The organism is Serratia sp. H402Y, from assembly GCF_051172415.1.
GTDB lineage: Bacteria > Pseudomonadota > Gammaproteobacteria > Enterobacterales > Enterobacteriaceae > Serratia > Serratia ureilytica.
On the sequence record NZ_JBPIYZ010000007.1, the window covers coordinates 21573 to 37717 of the forward strand.

Consider the following 16145-nt stretch of genomic DNA (forward strand, 5'->3'; position numbering starts at 1 on the left):
CCGGTTTTATGACAGGAAACGAACAACGCGTGCGGCCCCCCGCAGTGAGGGGGCCGCAGAGGATCACAGCGACTGGTGGCGGGTTTCTTTCATCAGCAGGAGGGCCAGCAGCGTCAGCCCGGCCATCGCCGCCAGGTACATGCCGACGTAAAACAGCCCGTAGTGGGCCGCCAGCCAGGTGGCGATGTAAGGCGCCACGGACGCGCCGAGAATCGACGCGACGTTGTAGGAGAACGATGCGCCGGTATAGCGCACTTCGGTGGGGAACAGCTCCGGCAGCAGCGCGCCCATCGGGCCAAAGGTCAGCCCCATGATGCTCAGGCCGCACAGCAGGAAGCCCATCACCAGCGCCTGGTTGCCGGAACCCAGCAGGGTCGGGAACAGGAACGCGAAGCCGATCATCAGCAGGGTAATGGCGATCATGGTCTTGCGACGGCCGAACGCGTCCGCCAGCAGGCCGGCGATGGGCACCATCACGCCGAAACCGATCACCGCCACCATCAGCATCCACAGGAAGCTGTTGCGGGAGTAACCGAGCCCCAGCGGCTGCGGCGCAGTGCCGTAGGTCATCGAATAGACCGTCATCAGATAAAACAGCGTGTAGGTCGCCAGCATGATGAAGGTGCCGAGGATGGTGGCTTTCAGATGCTTGCTCAGCAGCGTGCCGAGCGGCACTTTCACCTGTTTGCCGGCCTTGGCCGCTTTGGCGAACACCGGCGTTTCATGCAATGACACCCGGACGTACAGGCCAATCAGCACCAATGCGGCGGAGAGGATGAACGGCACGCGCCAGCCCCATTCCATAAATTGCTGGTCGCTCAGCAGCCACGAGAGCAGCAGGAAGGTGCCGTTGGCGAAGAAGAAGCCGATCGGGGCGCCCAACTGGGGGAAGGAGCCGTACAGCGCACGTTTTTTGGCCGGCGCGTTCTCCGTCGCCAGCAAGGCGGCGCCGCCCCATTCGCCACCCAGCCCCAGCCCCTGGCCAAAGCGCGCCAGCGCCAGCAGGATAGGGGCGAAGATGCCGATGGTTTCATAGCTCGGCAGCAGGCCGATCAGCACGGTGGAAATCCCCATGGTCAGCAGCGAGGCGACCAGCGTCACCTTGCGCCCCACGCGATCGCCGAAGTGGCCGAACAGCGCAGAGCCGATAGGGCGCGCGACAAAGGCGACGGCGAAGGTGGCCAGCGACTGCAGCGTCGCGGTGGTCGGGTCGCCCTGCGGGAAGAAGATGTGCGGGAACACGATCACCGCGGCGGTGGCGTAGATGTAAAAGTCGAAGAACTCGATGGCGGTGCCGACCAGCGAGGCGACGATGACTTTCCCGCGGGAATTCACCGGTGTAGACGCGTCGTCGGCGTCGAGTGGGGGTGCGATGGTGGCTTGCATATCTATTTCTTATTGTTGGAGGGGGTAAAAATCCATCTTAGTGACAGCATTCCGCCTTTTCAACGCTGGAACTCTGGGCAGCGCCGCCGCTAACCGGTTAAAAAGACTAATGTTTTACCTGGCTTCTTTTCTGTAGCGTTAAACGTTGAGAAATGGGGTTCATACAGTGTGAATGGCTGTAAAAACGGGAAAGAAAAGTGACTGGGTAGTTTGTTATGCTGGTTTTTCGAATGCCATGCCGCATGACTTAGAGGGATCGACTGGTTTTCTGCTTATTAACCAGAGGAAAGTGCCGGCGCGTGCGATAACACCGGCACGATTGCATGGCTTCAGCGCGCCGGCGGCTCGCGTTCCGGCAAGGCTTTGTCGCCTTTGTAGTCGGCCGTTGCGATCCAGGCGGCGCAAAACAGCGTCAGGCGGGCGAAGAAGTAGAAGAACGCCATCAGCCCGATCACCGAGCCGAAGGCCGCGCCGGAAGGCGATTTCGCCACCTGCGGCAGCGTCATCGTCATCACGAACTTGATCACCTCAAAGCCGATAGCCGCAAGCAAGGTGCCGCGCAGCAGCGCTTTTTTCTTCGGTTTGTGGCGCGGCAGCATCCAGAAAATCCACAGGAACAGCAGATAGTTGGCGAAAATCGAGATCGACAGCGCGATCGTCGTCAACGCCGGCCGCAGCCATTCGATGCCGTCCAGCCCCAGCGCGTTGACGATCGCCGCCTGCGCCGAGCCGGCGACCGAGGTCAGCGACAGCGTGATAATCAGCGCGACCACCAGGCCGGTCAGCGAGATGAAGTCGCGGGTGTACTTGAAATAGATTTTCTCCTGATCCTGCGGATTGCGTTCCCAGACGTCACGCGATTGCGCGCGGATCGCTTCGCGCAGGTTGCCCATCCAACTGATGCCGGAATAGAGCGCCAGCGCCAGGCCGGTCAATCCCACGGTGGTGCGCTGCTGAATGGCGGTGTTGACGGTGTTCTTCAGCGTGCTGGCCAGCGTCGGATCGCTGATGCTGCCGACGATCCGGTTGATCAAACGGGCCAGCAGATCCGGGTTGGAAGCCAGCACGAAACCAGCGGCGGCGAACGACACCATCAGGATCGGGATCAGCGAGAGGAATGAAAAATAGGTGATGGCGGCGCCGAACTGGCTGCCCAGCCGATCGTTAAAGCGTTCGGCGGCGCGCAGCAGGTGCGCAACGCTCGGCCAGGCTTTGATGCGTTCAATCAGACGTGAAAAACCGCTGATGCGGCGGTCGAGCGTTTCATGGCCGGTCTTGATGGCGATAAGCGGCTTCGGCGGCGTGTCTTGTGCGGGCTGGCGGCGTTCCTGGTCTGGTCCTGTAGGCATTACTTCACGATTTCCTTAACGTTAAACGGCATGTATCCGCGTTGATTATAGCCAAAGCCCCGCGGCGTTTTGAGCGCCGGGGCGGCAAACGGTCATTTTCCGAGCTTAACGCGTTAGCGCCCGGCATGAAATGCCAGGAGGCGGTCGATAGGTAAAATTCCTATGAAAACCCCGCCGCGCCTCGGTTTTTTTCACTTCCCTACCTCCAATTTTTATCTGTTTCGTCGGCGAGAAAGCGTTTACTCATGATGTGGCGCCACGCGTTGCCGAGCGCCGCTCCGCTGCAGCCGTAGGGGCTGGAACGGTCTCACCCGTCATCAACAGAAAAACTGGAAGGTCTTATGAAATTGCTCAATCACCCCACCTGCCGTCCGTTTACCGAAGCGGGCAATCTGTCGCAGCTTTCCGCCTACTATGAAGAGGAGAGGCATATCATGTGGATGCTGCTGCGCGCTGCGCCGCGTCCTTGCTTTAATCAGGCGCTGATCGAAGACATCATGACGCTGGCGCAGGCGGCGAAAGAGTCTTCGCTGCGGTTCGATTTCTGGGTCACCGGCTCGCTGGTGCCGAACATGTTTAACGTCGGCGGCGATCTGCAGTTCTTCGCCGAAGCCATCAAGAACCGCAAACGCGAGGCGATGATGGCCTACGCGCGTGCCTGCATCGACTGCGTGCATGCGGCGGCGCGCGGTTTCGATACCGGCGCGGTCAGCATTGCGATGGTCGAAGGCAGCGCGCTGGGCGGCGGCTTTGAAGCGGCGCTGGCGCACCATTTCGTGTTGGCGCAGAACAATGCGCGCATGGGGTTCCCGGAGATTGCGTTCAACCTGTTTCCCGGCATGGGCGGTTACTCGCTGGTGGCGCGCAAGGCGGGCATGCGCTTGGCCGAAGAACTGATTTGGGGCGGCGAGTCGCACACCGCAGAGTGGTTCGAGAGCCGTGGGCTGGTGGATCAGCTGTTCCAGCCCGGCGACGCCTACATGGCGACGCGCACTTTCATCGATACCATCCGGCCGAAGCTCAACGGCATGCGCGCCATGTTGCGGGCGCGTCAGCGCGTGCTGCAGCTGACGCGTTCCGAGCTGATGGACATTACCGAGGATTGGGTGCACTCGGCCTTCACCATTGAGGAAAAAGATCGCGCCTACATCGAGCGGCTGGTGATGTTGCAGGATCGCCACACCCTGAACCTGCGTCGTGCCGGCTAACGTTAACGCGCCCGCCTCACGCGGAAGGTGAGCGCGGGCGATAGGACTGCAGCCAATGCTCCAGCTGTTCCGGGAGCATTGGCCGCGCAAACAGAAAGCCCTGCTTTTCGTCCACGCCGACCTCGTCGAGGAACTGATTTTCGCTCTCGGTCTCCACCCCTTCGGCGATCACGCGGAAGGCCAGCGCCTCCGCCGCCGCGACGATCGCGCGCACCAGCGATTGCGAAACCGGGTTGAAATTCACCCCGCGCACGAAGCTTTTATCCAGCTTGATGGCGTCCAGCGGAATACGCGCCAGCTGCGCCAGCGACGAATAGCCGGTGCCGAAGTCGTCGAGATGCACCTGCGCGCCCAGCTCGCGTAGCCGGGTGATCAGCACGCGCGCGCGGTTTTCGTCTTCAATCAGGCTGCTTTCAGTCAACTCGAAGTCCAGCAGACAAGGGGCCATGCGGTGACGGCGCAGCACCCCGAGCAGATCGTTGACGATGCCGTCGTCTGCCAGCTGCCGGGCGGAGAGGTTGACCGCCACCCGCAGATTCAATCCCCGCTCTCGCCACTGCGCCGCCTGGCAGGCGGCGGTCTGCAACACCCATTGGCCCAGCGGGCCGATCAGGCCGGACTCCTCGGCATAGGAGATGAACTGCAGCGGCGGGATCAGGCCGCGCTCCGGCGAATCCCAGCGCACCAGCGCTTCCACGCTGTGCACTTCACCGCTGCGCGCGTCGATTTTAGGCTGGTAATACAATACCAGCTGATTTTGCTCCAGCCCTTTACGCAGGTTGGTGTCCAGCCACATGTATTCGGCGACGCGCTTGTTCATCTCCGGCGAGAAGACGGTATAGGTGCGCTTGCCGTGCTCCTTGGCGACGTACATGGCGGTATCGGCGCTGCGGATCAGGCTGTCGAGATCGTTGCCGTGCTCCGGGCACAGCGCGATGCCGATCGAACAGCCGGTATACACTTCGATCAGGCCGATGCGGAAAGGGGTCTTCAGCCGATCGATGATGCGCTGCGCCAGCGTTTGCAAACGTTCGCGATCGGTCTGAGGCGCCAGCACCAAAAATTCGTCGCCGCCAAGGCGGGCGAGCACCTGATCCGGGCTCAGGCAGCCGAGGATCGCCAGCGAGACCTCAACCAGCAGCCGATCGCCGAACATATGGCCGTAGGCGTCGTTGACCTTTTTGAAATTGTCGAGATCGAGGTACACCAGGCCGAAACTTTCTTCGCCGCGCGTGGCGATGGCGTGGTTGATCTTGTCCTGGATGGCGTTACGGTTCGGCAGGCCGGTGATAATATCGGTGTTGGCCAGCACCCGCAGCCGTTCCTGCGCGCGACGCTCTTCGGTGATGTCGGTTCCTGAGCAGATCAGAAACACCTCGTTCTTGCCGCTGCCGCTGTGCACGAACTTATTGCGAAACAGGAACAGCCGTTCGCCCTTGACCGTCTTTACCCAGCGTTCCACCTCATACGAAGAGCCGTTGCGGAAGAAGCCGGCGATGTTGCGCCGCGAGGCGGCGGCTTCTTCCGGGCTCATAAACAGCTGGAAAACGTTCTTGCCGATCACCTCGTGTTCGTGCAGCCCGGTGTACTCCTCGCTCAGCCGATTGAAGCGCTGGATGCGGCCGTGCTGGTCGACGATCACGATCACCGAGTTGGCTTCGGACACCACCTGCTCGGCGAAGGAGAGCCCATGCACCAGATCGCGCGCCACGGATTGGGTATCGCTGAACGCGGACGCGGTGCCCGCCCATTCGAGGTTATTGACGCGGCGCCCGACCAGATGCAGATGCAGCGGTTCGCCGGCCAGCGTGATGGTGAGTTCAAGGCTGGCGGTCACGCCGGTCAAACGGCGAATTTTCGCCGCGTCCATGGCGCTCAGCGCCACCGCGACGTGGGCTTTGCCCTTAACGGCGGACAGCTCCAGGGCATTGCTGTCAAACGCCAGCCGCCAGTGGGGGCTCTGGGTGCCGAAGTGGGCGTTAAGAAGCTCAGGGCCTTGGTCTGCGGACATGATGATTCCTCAAAAGAGCACGGGCGGCCGGTCAGCACGAAGAACCGCTGGCGGCCTGTGGGCCCGAAAGTGGTCGCCGTGCGCGTCTGTGCATCATATAACAGGTTTTCACAGGCGGGGCGGGTAATGGAAACTATTCTATAAGCAATGATTAGTTTTGCGGTGTACGCGCCACCCGGCGACCGGTTGCCTTAAAGTGTAGGAGGAGAACATCGGGTCGTGCGAAGTTTGTACCGGCTTCCCCGCTAACGAAAAACGGTTGATGCAAGGTTGCCTTGTGGGCGAGTAAATTATAGCGGTGAGAGGGCGGCTGAAAAATAACCCTGTCGGGGAGATTTTTGCCGGGAAATTAAAATTTCCATCAAATAAACGCCTTCTTCATAGTTTTCTCATAATTGGTGAATAAACCCGTGACGGGTTTTAAAAAGTTTACACACCCTCGCATTACTTGAATTTTATCAGCCTATTATTATCTTCGACGAACGAATGAGCCTGTTAACGTACAGCGCTCCTGATGAAGAAAAATTTTTAAGGAAATGATTATGCGTAAATTGACGGCTTTATTTATTGCTTCCACGCTGGCTCTGGGTTCTGCTTCTGCGGCGTTCGCCGCTGATACGACGGCGGCCCCGGCTGCGGATGCCGCGCCGATGAAAATGATGCATCACAAGGGTGAAGGTAAAGGCGGCCCGTTCGCCGGGCTGAACCTGACCGAGCAGCAGCGCCAGCAAATGCGCGATATCATGAAAGAGTCGCACTCGAAACGCGGTCCGGGCATGAAAGAGGAACGCCAGGCGCTGCATAATCTGGTGGCTTCCGACAGCTTCGATGAAGCGAAGGCGAAGGCGCAAATTGACGCGATCGGCAAAGCGCAATCCGAACGCATGCTGGAACGCGCCAAGGCGGAAAATAAAATGTATAACCTGCTGACCCCTGAGCAGAAAAAACAATACAATGAGAATTATCAGAAACGTGAGCAAAAGATGATGGACCATATGAATAAAATGAAGGAGCAGATGTCCTCCGGTCAGTAATATACGCTCGCGGTAAATAAAAAAGGGCCAGACTATTTGTCTGGCCTTTTTTTTCGGCGTTATCTCCGGCAGACCCGGCAGCGAGTGATTATCATTCCCCACCGGCAATATGTCGGAACTGTTCGGCAACGGCCTGCGCAAAGCGCGGATCGTTAATATGGTAAGGCGTTTTTATTAACCGGCGCTTATGGGTGGCGTGCACCGTCTCCTCCAACGTTTGCGTAAAGGCGGCCAGCGCTGCGGGATCCCAGAACGGTTGCCCAGGGGCATCCAGCGCCGACACGCCGCCCGCCGGGATCACGAAGCGCACTTCGCCCGCGCAGGCGTTGATTTTCTCGCCAATCCAATGTCCGATTAGCGCATTTTCCCGCGGGCTGGTGCGCACCAGCGTCACTTGCGGATTGTGATGATGGCGCAGGCGGTTCGCGTAGCGAGCCGGCACCGTATTCAGCGCGCCGAAGTTGATCATGTCGATCGCGCCGCAGGAGAGTACGCACGGGATGCCGGTACGCGCGATAGCACCGAAACGATCTGCATTGCAGGGCAGCACACCGCCAAACAGGTAATCGGTCACTTCGGTGGTGGTCAAATCGATGGCGCCGTGCAGTTGCCGGCTATCGATCAGTTTTTCCAGCGCTCTGCCACCGCTGCCGGTCGCGTGAAACGTCAGGCAGTCCCATTGCGGCTCAAGATCGGCAACCAGCGCCTGAATGCAGGGGGTGGTGACGCCAAACATCGTCAGGCCGATTGCGGGCTTGTCGTCGTGATGATCGACAGCGGCGAAGCGGACTGCGCCGGCTATCTGGCGCGCCGCATTGCCCAGCACCCGGCGCGAGATACGGTTCAGGCCGGCGAGATCGGTGACCGAATACAACATGCTGATATCACTGGCGCCGACATAGGCGGAAACGTCTCCCGCCGCCATGCTCGAGACCATCAATTTCGGCAGGCCAATCGGCAACTGCTGCATTGCCGGCGTGATGATGGCGGTGCCGCCGGAGCCGCCCAGGCCAAGCAGGCCGGCGATATCGCGGCGCGTCAGGATAAAACGTTCGAAAGCGGTCGCCATGGCGGCGATTGCCTGGCCGCGGCTGGCTAGAAAGACCGCGCCTGCGCCCGCCGGATGGTGGCGAGCGACCTCTTCTGGGCCGATATCGGCCGGGGAGTCAAACGGCAAGCTTCGGGTGGAGAGATCGACGGTTCGCGTGGGTAAATTCAGGCTGGCAATCAGCCGCCGCACATACTCCAACTCTTGTCCTTTCGTATCTGCTGTGGTAGCAATATAGACAAAATTTGAAGTATCTTTCATGGATTTTTCCGGGGTGTTTCTAATTTTTATTTAAAAATTAATGCATTATATTTTTTTAGGTGCCCTGGTGTTGGCATTTAAATTAAATTGATTAATGTATTTATATAATGAGACGGCAGTATCATTTTTGCAAGGGCAGCTCAGTGCAAAATGGGACTCCTGTCTCATTTTTGAGCTTTTTGCGCGGCCAACCCTTTGTCGTCAACCTGTCGGCAGTGGCGTCTCGCCTGTCGCGCAAGCGTGTACAGATGTATGAGGTTTAAGTGCCGATAAATGCTTTTCCCACCCCGTCCGACCTTTCTCTGACCTCCGCCCGGGCGAAAACACATCGTTTGTTGCTGGCCAGCGCAATGACGCTGTATGGCGAGGGCGCGTTTCCATCGATCACCGATCTGGCGGCGCATGCGCAGGTATCGCGCGCGACCGCCTACCGCTATTTCCCGACCCAAAGCGCATTAATTACTGCGGTGGTGGCGGAAAGTCTGGGGCCTATTCTGGCGTGGCGCCCGCAGGACGACGATGCCCTGAAGCGCATCCAGCAGTTGCTGACGTTGGCCTATCCTCAGATGGAGCGACACGAAGGGGCGCTGCGCGCCGCATTGCAGCTCTCTTTGCAGCAGTGGGCGCACGCCACGCCGGGCGAAAAGTTCGTGCGCGGCAACCGCAAGCGGCTGCTGGCGCTGGCGGTAGAGCCGTTGCAGGGTAAACTGCCGCCAGATTCTTTACAGAGAGTGATTCATGCTTTCTCGCTGATTTACGGTTCTGAGGTGTTCCTGGTGCTGAAAGATATCTGGGGGCTGGAGCTTGAGGGTATCCAGGATGTCACGCAATGGATGGCCAAAGCCATCCTGCGTCAGGCGGAAGAGGATGCGATGAACAGCAAAAAAACATCAGCAGGATAATCCAATTTTTGCCGCTGCCTGAGTGAAAAATCAGCATAATTCACTGAGTAAATATTGGCAAAAGTTATAATTAAAAGTGATAAAAAGCGCCTGTTAAGCACTTTTCAGGCGACGCTTTCTTTGGTTGTCTTTTAATTAAATATCATTATTTATCATTGTATTAATTTAATTATCCCCCGCGAATAAATGCCGCCTCAGCGCTGAGCGAGATCATTCTCTTTCCTTATCGTCCCCCGTCTGATTCATCCCTGAAACGTTCTCTCCGCCCACCGAACTGCCGAGTGACACATTAAGCGCACTTGAGATTGTTGTGCTTTATTTATTTGGTGTTACCAAACTGTTACACAAAAAATCTTATAAAACATTTGCAAACAACAACGGACGGTATCTGGGATGGAGAAGAAACTTAGAGGAGTTAAATCCGCTCGGGCGGCCTTCGGCTGGCCTGAAATCGGAGTTCATCGCGCACAATGGAGCGCGATGCTGATCTGCCTGACGGCGATCGGCGGCGCGCAGGCCTCCAGCTATATAGAGAACGGCAAAGCGGGCGATCCGGCCAGCTGGCGCAGCAGTGAGTTCAACGCGGAATGGGGGCTGGGGGCGATCCACGCCGACCAGGCCTACGCCGCCGGTTATACCGGAAAAGGCATCAAACTTGGCATTTTCGATCAGCCGGTCTACGCCAAGCACCCGGAGTTTGCCGGTGAGAATAAGGTGATCAATCTGGTTACCGAAGGCATCCGCGAATACACCGATCCCTATATTCCGGTGAAAAAAGGCGACACTTTCCGCTATGACGGTACGCCGAGCGTGGACTCCGATGGCACGCTCGGTTCGCACGGTACCCACGTGGGCGGCATCGCCGCCGGCAGCCGCGACGGCGGCGCCATGCACGGCGTGGCGTTCAATGCGCAGATCATCAGTGCCGAAAACGGCGATCCCGGCCCGGAGGACGGCATCATCCTCGGCAACGACGGCGCGGTGTACCAGGCCGGTTGGGATGCGCTGGTGGCCAGCGGCGCGCGCATCATCAACAACAGCTGGGGCATCGGCATTACCGAAAAGTTTGATGAGGGGGGTTATGACCCGGCTTATCCGCATTTCACAGTAAACGATGCGCAAAAGCAGTTCGATCAGATCAAACAGATCCTCGGCACCAAGCCCGGCGGCGCCTATCAGGGCGCGATCGACGCGGCGCGCAGCGGCGTGGTCACCATCTTCGCCGCCGGTAACGACGGCAATCTGAATAACCCCGATGCCATGGCCGGCCTGGCCTATTTCGTGCCGGAGATTGCACCGAACTGGCTGTCGGTCGCCAGCTTGCAGGATCCCACCAATACCGGCGACTACAGCATCAGCACCTTCTCTTCCCGCTGCGGCTACACCGCCAGCTTCTGCGTTTCGGCGCCGGGCACCCGGGTATACAGCTCGGTGATTGAAGGCACCAGCGTGGAGAATCTGACGACCGGCTACGCCAAATACAGCGGCACCTCGATGGCGGCGCCGCACGTGGCCGGCAGCGTTGCGGTGCTGATGGAGCGTTTCCCGTATCTGAGCGGCGCACAGGTGGCGGAAGTGCTGAAAACCACCGCCACCGACATGGGCGCGCCGGGCATCGACGCGCTCTACGGCTGGGGGATGATCAACCTGGGCAAGGCTATCAACGGGCCAGGCATGTTGGTGACCGCCGAGGATATTCCGGCGGAGTTCCGTATTCCGGATCCGACGGGCGTGGCTTACGGCCCGACCCAATTCGTGGTGGATCTGCCGGGCGTCGGCGCGGTGCTGGACAAGGGCAAACCGACCGAGCGCGTCTGCAGCGATGTGCTGTGCGGGCTGGACGTCTGGAGCAACGATATCTCCGGCCACGGCGGCCTGACCAAGCAGGGTATCGGCACCCTGGTGCTGACCGGTAACAACACTTATTCCGGCCCGACGCTGGTCAATCAGGGGCGGCTGGCGATCAACGGCTCGGTCACCTCGGACGTCAGCGTGCAGAGCGGCGGCATCGTCGGCGGCAGCGGCACGGTCGGTTCGCTGACCGCCCGCCGCGGCGGCACCGTGGCGCCGGGCAACTCGATCGGCACCTTGAACGTGGCGGGCAACGTCAGCTTCGAGCCGGGTTCGCGCTACGCGGTGGAAGTGGGGCCGAACGGCCAGAGCGATCGGATCCAGAGCAGCGGATCGGCGACGATCGGCGGCGGCGAGGTGGCGGTGACGCTGGAGAACAGCGCCAACCTGCTGACGCAAAGCGAGGTGCGCAGCCTGCTGGGCCAGCAGTACACCATCCTGAGCGCGCAGCAGGGGGTGAGCGGGCAGTTTGACGCGGTGGCGCCGAACTACCTGTTCCTCGGCACCGGGCTGAGCTACCAGCCGGCCGGGGTGACGCTGAGCGTCGGGCGCAACGGCACGAGCTTCGCCAGCGTGGCGCAGACGCCGAACGAGCGGGCGGTGGCGGCGGCGGCGGATGCGCTGGCGGCGGGCAACCCGGTGTACGAAAGCGTTCTTAACAGCGGCACGGCGGGCGAGGCGCGGCAGGCGTTCCGTCAGCTTTCGGGGCAAATCCATGCGGATATCGCGTCGGCGCTGGTGAACGACAGCCGCTACCTGCGTGAGGCGCTGAACGGGCGTCTGCGTCAGGCGGAAGGGCTGGCGAGCTCGTCGGCCATCAAGGCGGACGAGGACGGCGCCTGGGCGCAGCTGCTGGGGGCGTGGGACCACGCGTCGGGCGACGCCAACGCCACCGGCTATCAGGCCTCGACCTACGGGGTGCTGGTGGGGCTGGACTCGGCGGCGGCGGCCGACTGGCGGCTGGGGGTGGCGACCGGCTACACCCGCACCTCGCTGCACGGCGGCTACGGGTCGAAGGCGGACAGCGACAACTACCACCTGGCGGCGTACGGCGACAAGCAGTTCGGGGCGCTGGCGCTGCGTGGCGGGGCGGGCTACACCTGGCACCGCATCGACACCAAACGGTCGGTGAACTACGGGATGCAGTCGGACCGTGACACGGCGAAGTACAGCGCGCGCACCGAACAGCTGTTCGCGGAAGCGGGCTACAGCGTGCAGGGCGAGTGGCTGAACCTGGAGCCGTTCGTCAACCTGGCGTACGTGAACTTCGAAAACAACGGCATCGCGGAAAGCGGCGGCGAGGCGGCGCTGCGCGGCGACAAGCAGCACACGGATGCGACGGTGTCGACGCTGGGGCTGCGTGCGGACACCGCGTGGCAGGTGACCCCGGGCACGACGGTGGCGCTGCGCAGCGAGCTGGGATGGCAACACCAGTACGGCGGGCTGGCGCGTGGCACCGGGCTGCGGTTCAACGGCGGCAACGCGCCGTTCGTGGTGGACAGCGTGCCGGTGTCGCGTGACGGCATGGTGCTGAAGGCGGGGGCGGAAGTGGCGGTGAACGAAAACGCCTCGCTGTCGCTGGGCTACGGCGGGCTGCTGTCGCAGCACCATCAGGACAACAGCGTCAACGCCGGCTTCACCTGGCGTTTCTAAGCAACATCGACTCAATCCTTGTACGGGAACCGCCTGCGGGTGGTTCCTTTTTCACATCCTGCTAATGAGAACCCGGCGCACCTGGGGCGTCGGCCAATAACAAGCAAAAGGTAAGGAAATGACAACAACAATGGGTTTTGATAGCAAAGGAAACGTTCGTCGCTCGCCGTGGCGGCTGAATGCGCTGGTCTGCTGCATGGCGCTGGCAGGGTATGCGCAGGCGGCGCCGCACGAGGTGAATGGCCAACCCGGCGATCCGGCCAGCTGGCGCAGCGCCGAATTCAACGCCAACTGGGGGTTGGGGGCGATCCACGCCGATGAGGCCTACGCCGCCGGCTACACCGGCAAAGGGCAAAAGGTGGGCATTTTCGACACTCCGGTTAACCGCCATCCCGAATTCGCCGGCGAAGGCAAACTGATCAACGTCGTCACCGAAGGCTACCGCGCCTATACCGATCCACACCGGCCGGGAATTAACGCCGGCGATCGCTTTTACTTCGACGGCACCTTCCACTTCTACAGCGGTTCGCAGGGCATGCTGAGCAATCACGGGGTGCACGTCGCGGGGATCAGCGCGGCGAATCGCGACGGCATCGGCATGCACGGCGTGGCCTTCGATTCGCAGGTGATCAGCGTCGATAACGACAACGATGGCCCGGCGTACGGCGAATTCCTCGGCCTGGACGGCGCCGTCACCAATGCCGGCTGGCAGGCGATGATCAAGAGCGGCGTGCGGGTGATCAACAACAGCTGGGGCGTCAGCATTCCCGATTTCCTGTCCGACGGCGGCCGCGATCCTAACGCGCTGCACTTTGAGCTGAAGGATGCGCAGGAGCAATTCGATCAGGTCAAGCCGCTGCTCGGTAGCCTGGCCGGCGCAGGCTATCAGGGCGCCATCGACGCGGCGCGCAAAAATATTCTGGTGCTGTTCGCCGCCGGTAACGACGGCAATTACAACCAACCGGATGTGATCAGCGGGCTGGCCTACTTCGTGCCGGACATCGCGCCGAACTGGCTGTCGGTCGCCAGCGTGGCGCAGGATGCGGCATCGGCCAACAGCGTGCCTTACACCATCAGCAGCTTCTCGTCCCGCTGCGGCTATACCGCCAGCTTCTGCGTCTCGTCGCCGGGCAGCAAAATCTACAGCACCGTGGCCAACGGTTCCGATCCGGCCAATCTGGTGTCGGACTACGGCAATAAAAACGGCACCTCGATGGCGACCCCGCACGTCACCGGCGCAGTGGCGGTGTTGCTGCAGCGTTTCCCGTACATGAACTCGGCGCAGATTGCCGACGTGCTGAAAACCACCGCCACCGACATGGGCGCGCCGGGCATCGACGCGCTCTACGGCTGGGGGATGATCAACCTGGGCAAGGCCATCAACGGCCCGGGCATGTTCTATACCGTCGAGGATATTCCCGCAGAGTTCCGCATCCCGGATCCGACGGGCGTGGCCTACGGCCCGACCCAGTTTGTCGTCAATATTCCGGGACTGGGCGCCGAGGTGGATGCCGGTACGTTGCATGCCAGGAAGTGTGACGATATCAGCTGTGAGTTGGACGTTTACTCCAATAACATCTCCGGCCACGGCGGCCTGACCAAGGAAGGGATGGGCACGCTGGTCATGACCGGTAACAACACTTATTCCGGCCCGACGCTGGTCAATCAGGGGCGGCTGGCGATCAACGGCTCGGTCACCTCGGACGTCAGCGTGCAGAGCGGCGGCATCGTCGGCGGCAGCGGCACGGTCGGTTCGCTGACCGCCCGCCGCGGCGGCACCGTGGCGCCGGGCAACTCGATCGGCACCTTGAACGTGGCGGGCAACGTCAGCTTCGAGCCGGGTTCGCGCTACGCGGTGGAAGTGGGCCCGAACGGCCAGAGCGATCGGATCCAGAGCAGCGGATCGGCGACGATCGGCGGCGGCGAGGTGGCGGTGACGCTGGAGAACAGCGCCAACCTGCTGACGCAAAGCGAGGTGCGCAGCCTGCTGGGCCAGCAGTACACCATCCTGAGCGCGCAGCAGGGGGTGAGCGGGCAGTTTGACGCGGTGGCGCCGAACTACCTGTTCCTCGGCACCGGGCTGAGCTACCAGCCGGCCGGGGTGACGCTGAGCGTCGGGCGCAACGGCACGAGCTTCGCCAGCGTGGCGCAGACGCCGAACGAGCGGGCGGTGGCGGCGGCGGCGGATGCGCTGGCGGCGGGCAACCCGGTGTACGAAAGCGTTCTTAACAGCGGCACGGCGGGCGAGGCGCGGCAGGCGTTCCGTCAGCTTTCGGGGCAAATCCATGCGGATATCGCGTCGGCGCTGGTGAACGACAGCCGCTACCTGCGTGAGGCGCTGAACGGGCGTCTGCGTCAGGCGGAAGGGCTGGCGAGCTCGTCGGCCATCAAGGCGGACGAGGACGGCGCCTGGGCGCAGCTGCTGGGGGCGTGGGACCACGCGTCGGGCGACGCCAACGCCACCGGCTATCAGGCCTCGACCTACGGGGTGCTGGTGGGGCTGGACTCGGCGGCGGCGGCCGACTGGCGGCTGGGGGTGGCGACCGGCTACACCCGCACCTCGCTGCACGGCGGCTACGGGTCGAAGGCGGACAGCGACAACTACCACCTGGCGGCGTACGGCGACAAGCAGTTCGGGGCGCTGGCGCTGCGTGGCGGGGCGGGCTACACCTGGCACCGCATCGACACCAAACGGTCGGTGAACTACGGGATGCAGTCGGACCGTGACACGGCGAAGTACAGCGCGCGTACCGAACAGCTGTTCGCGGAAGCGGGCTACAGCGTGCGGGGCGAGTGGCTGAACCTGGAGCCGTTCGTCAACCTGGCGTACGTGAACTTCGAAAACAACGGCATCGCGGAAAGCGGCGGCGCGGCGGCGCTGCGCGGCGACAAGCAGCATACCGACGCGACGGTGTCGACGCTGGGGCTGCGTGCGGACACCGCGTGGCAGGTGACCCCGGGCACGACGGTGGCGCTGCGCAGCGAGCTGGGATGGCAACACCAGTACGGCGGGCTGGCGCGCGGCACCGGGCTGCGGTTCAACGGCGGCAACGCGCCGTTCGTGGTGGACAGCGTGCCGGTGTCGCGCGACGGCATGGTGCTGAAGGTGGGGGCGGAAGTGGCGGTGAACGAAAACGCCTCGCTGTCGCTGGGCTACGGCGGGCTGCTGTCGCAGCACCATCAGGATAACAGCGTCAACGCCGGCTTCACCTGGCGCTTCTGACGTTCAGCGGTCATTACAACGACAACGGAGCCGGCATGCCGGCTCCGTTTTTATTTGCGGCGGTGGGGGGAGAACGTATGATGGCGCGGCGTCAGGACAATAAAAAACCGGGACCCTGACGGATCCCGGCTCAAAAGTGGGTAAAACAGATTAGCGCTAAAGGCTCAAGCCCCGTTTTGCTTATGCAGTCCGAGCGATGTGGACATCGTCTCAGTAGCG

At 61.6% G+C, this 16145-nt stretch carries 9 protein-coding genes; 5 read left to right on the forward strand and 4 right to left on the reverse strand.

The window, feature by feature from the left end; translation table 11 throughout:
- Positions 1 to 63 precede the first annotated feature (63 nt).
- Both ACSBQS_RS22585 and yhjD read right to left on the reverse strand, forming a co-directional pair.
- The gene (locus tag ACSBQS_RS22585; RefSeq protein WP_016930463.1) at positions 64 to 1386 is read right to left on the reverse strand and encodes an MFS transporter; all 1323 of its coding nucleotides are present in this window, start codon (positions 1384 to 1386) and stop codon (positions 64 to 66) included.
- A gap of 329 nt (positions 1387 to 1715) precedes the next feature.
- Positions 1716 to 2735: an inner membrane protein YhjD gene (yhjD, locus tag ACSBQS_RS22590; protein WP_021505224.1), complete on the reverse strand. Its 1020-nt coding sequence runs from the start codon at positions 2733 to 2735 to the stop codon at positions 1716 to 1718.
- A gap of 341 nt (positions 2736 to 3076) precedes the next feature.
- Between yhjD and ACSBQS_RS22595 the strand changes: the two genes are divergently transcribed.
- Positions 3077 to 3943: a crotonase/enoyl-CoA hydratase family protein gene (locus ACSBQS_RS22595; RefSeq protein WP_033652699.1), complete on the forward strand. Its 867-nt coding sequence runs from the start codon at positions 3077 to 3079 to the stop codon at positions 3941 to 3943.
- A 16-nt stretch (positions 3944 to 3959) separates the two neighbouring features.
- On the opposite strand, the gene pdeR is transcribed toward ACSBQS_RS22595, so the two are convergent.
- Positions 3960 to 5954 (reverse strand): cyclic di-GMP phosphodiesterase, encoded by a 1995-nt coding sequence (gene pdeR, locus ACSBQS_RS22600; RefSeq protein WP_033645368.1) that lies wholly within the window; start codon positions 5952 to 5954, stop codon positions 3960 to 3962.
- Positions 5955 to 6496: 542 nt separating this feature from the next.
- Here pdeR and spy point away from each other — a divergent pair.
- Complete coding sequence (gene spy / locus ACSBQS_RS22605; RefSeq protein WP_033645367.1) at positions 6497 to 6988, forward strand: ATP-independent periplasmic protein-refolding chaperone Spy; 492 nt, start codon at positions 6497 to 6499, stop codon at positions 6986 to 6988.
- 91 nt (positions 6989 to 7079) lie between these two features.
- On the opposite strand, the gene ACSBQS_RS22610 is transcribed toward spy, so the two are convergent.
- A complete protein-coding gene (locus tag ACSBQS_RS22610) occupies positions 7080 to 8297 on the reverse strand; it encodes a Tm-1-like ATP-binding domain-containing protein (protein WP_033645366.1) in 1218 nt (405 codons plus the stop codon).
- Between the two features lie 263 nt (positions 8298 to 8560).
- On the opposite strand from ACSBQS_RS22610, the gene ACSBQS_RS22615 reads away from it, so the two are divergent.
- The 3 genes from ACSBQS_RS22615 (at position 8561) to ACSBQS_RS22625 (ending at position 15926) form a co-directional block, all read left to right on the forward strand.
- Entirely contained in the window at positions 8561 to 9199 is a 639-nt protein-coding gene (locus ACSBQS_RS22615) for a TetR/AcrR family transcriptional regulator (RefSeq protein ID WP_033645365.1), read from the forward strand.
- Between the two features lie 480 nt (positions 9200 to 9679).
- Positions 9680 to 12703: an autotransporter outer membrane beta-barrel domain-containing protein gene (locus tag ACSBQS_RS22620; protein ID WP_434991357.1), complete on the forward strand. Its 3024-nt coding sequence runs from the start codon at positions 9680 to 9682 to the stop codon at positions 12701 to 12703.
- Between the two features lie 118 nt (positions 12704 to 12821).
- Positions 12822 to 15926 (forward strand): autotransporter outer membrane beta-barrel domain-containing protein, encoded by a 3105-nt coding sequence (locus ACSBQS_RS22625; RefSeq protein ID WP_434991358.1) that lies wholly within the window; start codon positions 12822 to 12824, stop codon positions 15924 to 15926.
- The last annotated feature ends 219 nt before the right edge of the window (positions 15927 to 16145 follow it).